The organism is Desulfofundulus sp. (assembly GCF_049701015.1).
Taxonomy (GTDB): Bacteria; Bacillota; Desulfotomaculia; order Desulfotomaculales; family Desulfovirgulaceae; genus Desulfofundulus.
In genome coordinates, this window is record NZ_JBNATZ010000252.1 from 1 (window position 1) to 3558 (window position 3558).

The window sequence follows — 3558 nt, forward strand, 5'->3', positions numbered from 1 at the left end:
AAGAGCAGCATGAAGATCCGGAACCTGCGGCAGTCACACGTGCCAACGAAAATATTGACAACGTTCGTGACTGATGTTAAGATATGAGAGTGTCTGGTTTTCTGTGGGGGGAGAGCTCATGCCCTTGACACGGCTGTCCAATGCCCGCAAAAAGATGGTGGGTTCCAAGCAAACCATGAAGGCCATTAATCGAGGGCAGGCTAAAGTAGTTTATGTGGCTATGAACGCAGAGCGACATGTCATTGATCCCATTATTCAGGCCTGTCGCGCCAAAGACATACCCCTTGTTGAGGTCGATTCAATGTCCCAACTCGGCAAAGCTTGTCATATCGAGGTGGGTTGCGCCTCGGCGGCGGTTATCGAAGATTAACCGCCGCCTCAAAAGGGGTAACAGTGTCATGTCCGATAATCTGGAGGAAGGAGGTGTAGCAGCATGCCGACCATTAGCCAGCTGGTCCGCAAGGGCCGGGAGAAGGTGACTCACAAGTCTTCAGCTCCCGCGCTAAAGGGAAGCCCACAGAAGCGGGGAGTATGTACCAGGGTTTACACGACAACCCCGAAAAAGCCCAACTCCGCCCTGCGTAAGGTGGCGCGGGTAAGGCTTACCAACGGGATCGAGGTAACCTCCTATATTCCGGGTATCGGGCATAATCTACAGGAACACTCGGTGGTGTTAGTGCGGGGCGGTCGGGTGAAGGACCTGCCCGGTGTCCGTTACCATATAATCAGAGGCGCCCTGGATTGTGCTGGTGTTCAAAACCGCAACCGGGGCCGTTCCAAGTATGGCGCCAAACGCCCGAAGAAATAAATGACCGCCGGCCGGTTGGGCCGGTAGTTTTAAGTTTGGCAGGAAAGGTTATACTTTCGGTTAAAGGGGGGTAGAAGATGCCGAGGAGAGGTGCGGTAGCCAAGAGAGACGTGCCGCCAGACCCCATCTATAACAGCAAGGTGGTCACCAAGTTGATCAATCAGGTTATGCTCAAAGGCAAGAAGAGCATAGCCGAACGCATATGCTACAAGGCTTTTGAGATCATTCGAGAAAAAACCGGCAAGGATCCGCTTGAAGTTTTTGAACAGGCCATGAAAAATGTTATGCCAGTGCTGGAGGTAAAGGCCCGCCGGGTAGGGGGTGCCAACTATCAGGTGCCCGTGGAAGTCCGGCCAGAAAGGCGGCAGACCCTGGGTATCCGCTGGATCACCCAGTATGCCCGGCAACGCGGCGGCAAGAGCATGGAAGAAAAGCTGGCTGCGGAAATTATGGATGCCGCCAATAATACGGGTGGGGCGGTGAAGAAGAAGGAAGACACCCACAAAATGGCGGAAGCCAACAAGGCCTTTGCCCATTACCGGTGGTAAGGGGGTGAAAATATGGCACGGCAATTTCCACTGGAAAGAACACGCAACATCGGTATAATGGCCCACATTGATGCCGGAAAGACCACCACCACCGCACGGATTCTTTTCTATACCGGACGTGTGCATAAAATGGGTGAGGTCCATGATGGTGCCGCCACCATGGACTGGATGGTGCAGGAGCAAGAACGTGGTATTACCATTACCTCTGCTGCTACCAGCTGCCAGTGGCGGGATCACTGTATCAACATTATCGACACGCCAGGCCACGTGGACTTTACCGTCGAGGTGGAGCGCTCCCTGCGGGTGCTGGATGGGGCTGTGGCCATCTTCTGTTCCGTAGGCGGCGTGGAACCTCAGTCGGAGACCGTGTGGCGCCAGGCCGACAAGTACGGTGTCCCGCGCATTGCTTACATTAACAAGATGGACCGGGTCGGTGCCGATTTCTTCCGGAGTATGACCATGATCCGGGAACGGCTGGGTGCCAATCCGGTGGCCATCCAGTTGCCCATTGGGGTCGAGGATAGTTTTGTCGGTGTGGTAGATCTAATTCGTAACAAAGCCATTATTTATGTTGATGACCTGGGCACGCGCAGCAAGGAAACGGCCATCCCGGAGGAGATGCGCGATCTGGTGGCTGAATACCGGGAAAAGCTTTTGGAAGCGGTGGCCGAGTCCGATGAAGAACTGATGCTCAAGTACCTGGAAGGTGAAGAGCTTACCGAGGAGGATATCAAACGGGGCATCCGAAAGGCGACGCTGGCTGTGAAAATGATTCCGGTATTATGCGGCTCCTCTTTTAAAAACAAGGGTGTACAGCCCCTTCTGGATGCTATTGTTGATTTCCTCCCGGCACCGACGGATATACCGGCCATCCGGGGTCTCAACCCTGAAACCGGGGTTGAGGATAAACGGGTGGCCAGGGACGATGAACCATTTTCGGCCCTGGCCTTTAAAATTATGGCCGATCCCTACGTGGGTAAATTGACCTTTTTCCGGGTATACTCAGGTAAGGTAACATCTGGTTCATATGTCTATAACTCCACCAAAAACCGGCGGGAGCGCATAGGGCGTATTTTACGCATGCATGCGAACCACCGGGAAGAAATAGATGAGGCTTATGCGGGGGATATTGTGGCCGCGGTCGGACTAAAGGAAACCACTACGGGGGATACATTGTGCGATGAAAAACACCCCATCGTCCTGGAGTCCATGGATTTCCCCGAGCCGGTGATATCTGTGGCCATTGAGCCCAAGACCAAAGCCGATCAGGATAAAATGGGGGTAGCTCTCTCCAAGCTGGCGGAAGAGGACCCCACTTTCAGGATGCATACCGATCCGGAGACGGGGCAGACCATTATTTCCGGCATGGGCGAGCTGCACCTGGAAATTATTGTCGACCGCCTGATGCGGGAATTTAAGGTCGAGGCCAATGTTGGACGGCCGCAGGTGGCCTACAAGGAAACCATCAGGGAAAAGGTCAAGGCGGAAGGCAAGTTCATCCGTCAGACCGGTGGCCGCGGCCAGTACGGGCATGTGGTCCTGGAGATCGAGCCTCTGGAACGAGGTTCCGGGTACGAATTTGTGAACAGAATTGTCGGTGGTGTGGTGCCCAAAGAATACATCCCGGCTGTTGACGCAGGCGTCAAGGAAGCCATGGAAAGCGGCGTCCTGGCCGGGTATCCGGTGGTTGACGTTCGGGTTACCCTGGTGGACGGCTCCTACCATGAAGTGGACTCCTCGGAAATGGCCTTTAAGATTGCCGGTTCCATTGCCTTCAAAAACGGCGCACAAAAGGCTAAACCGGTGCTGCTGGAGCCGATTATGAAAGTAGAAGTGGTGGTCATGGAGGAATATATGGGGGATGTCATCGGGGACCTCAACGCCCGCCGTGGGCGCATTGAAGAAATGGAGCGGCGGGGTAACGCCCAGGTTATCCATGCGTATGTCCCCCTGGCCGAAATGTTCGGCTATGCAACGGAACTGCGTTCGCGCACTCAGGGCCGGGGTACCTATACCATGCAGTTCAGTCATTACGAGGAACTACCTCCGTCTATGGCCGAAGCTATTATTGCCCGGCGGCGGGGATAAAAGCCGCACCAATATTTGCTGCCTACAAAACTATATGCTGGATAAGGAGGATCTAATGTCATGGCCAAGGCCAAATTTGAGCGGACCAAGCCCCACGTGAACGTAGGGACGATA

At 54.4% G+C, this 3558-nt stretch carries 4 protein-coding genes; all 4 read left to right on the plus strand.

The annotated features are described in order from the left end of the window. Positions 1 to 118: 118 nt before the first annotated feature. The 4 genes from ACPLUI_RS12605 to fusA all read left to right on the plus strand — a co-directional run bounded on the left by ACPLUI_RS12605 (position 119) and on the right by fusA (position 3444). Entirely contained in the window at positions 119 to 370 is a 252-nt protein-coding gene (locus tag ACPLUI_RS12605; protein WP_424660607.1) for a L7Ae/L30e/S12e/Gadd45 family ribosomal protein, read from the plus strand. Positions 371 to 433: 63 nt separating this feature from the next. Beyond that, on the plus strand, positions 434 to 808 hold the full coding sequence (rpsL, locus tag ACPLUI_RS12610; RefSeq protein WP_072871211.1) for a 30S ribosomal protein S12: 375 nt from the start codon (positions 434 to 436) through the stop codon (positions 806 to 808). 77 nt (positions 809 to 885) lie between these two features. Continuing rightward, positions 886 to 1356: a 30S ribosomal protein S7 gene (rpsG, locus tag ACPLUI_RS12615; RefSeq protein ID WP_013824067.1), complete on the plus strand. Its 471-nt coding sequence runs from the start codon at positions 886 to 888 to the stop codon at positions 1354 to 1356. Between the two features lie 12 nt (positions 1357 to 1368). Next, entirely contained in the window at positions 1369 to 3444 is a 2076-nt protein-coding gene (gene fusA / locus ACPLUI_RS12620; protein WP_424660608.1) for an elongation factor G, read from the plus strand. Positions 3445 to 3558: the final 114 nt, after the last annotated feature.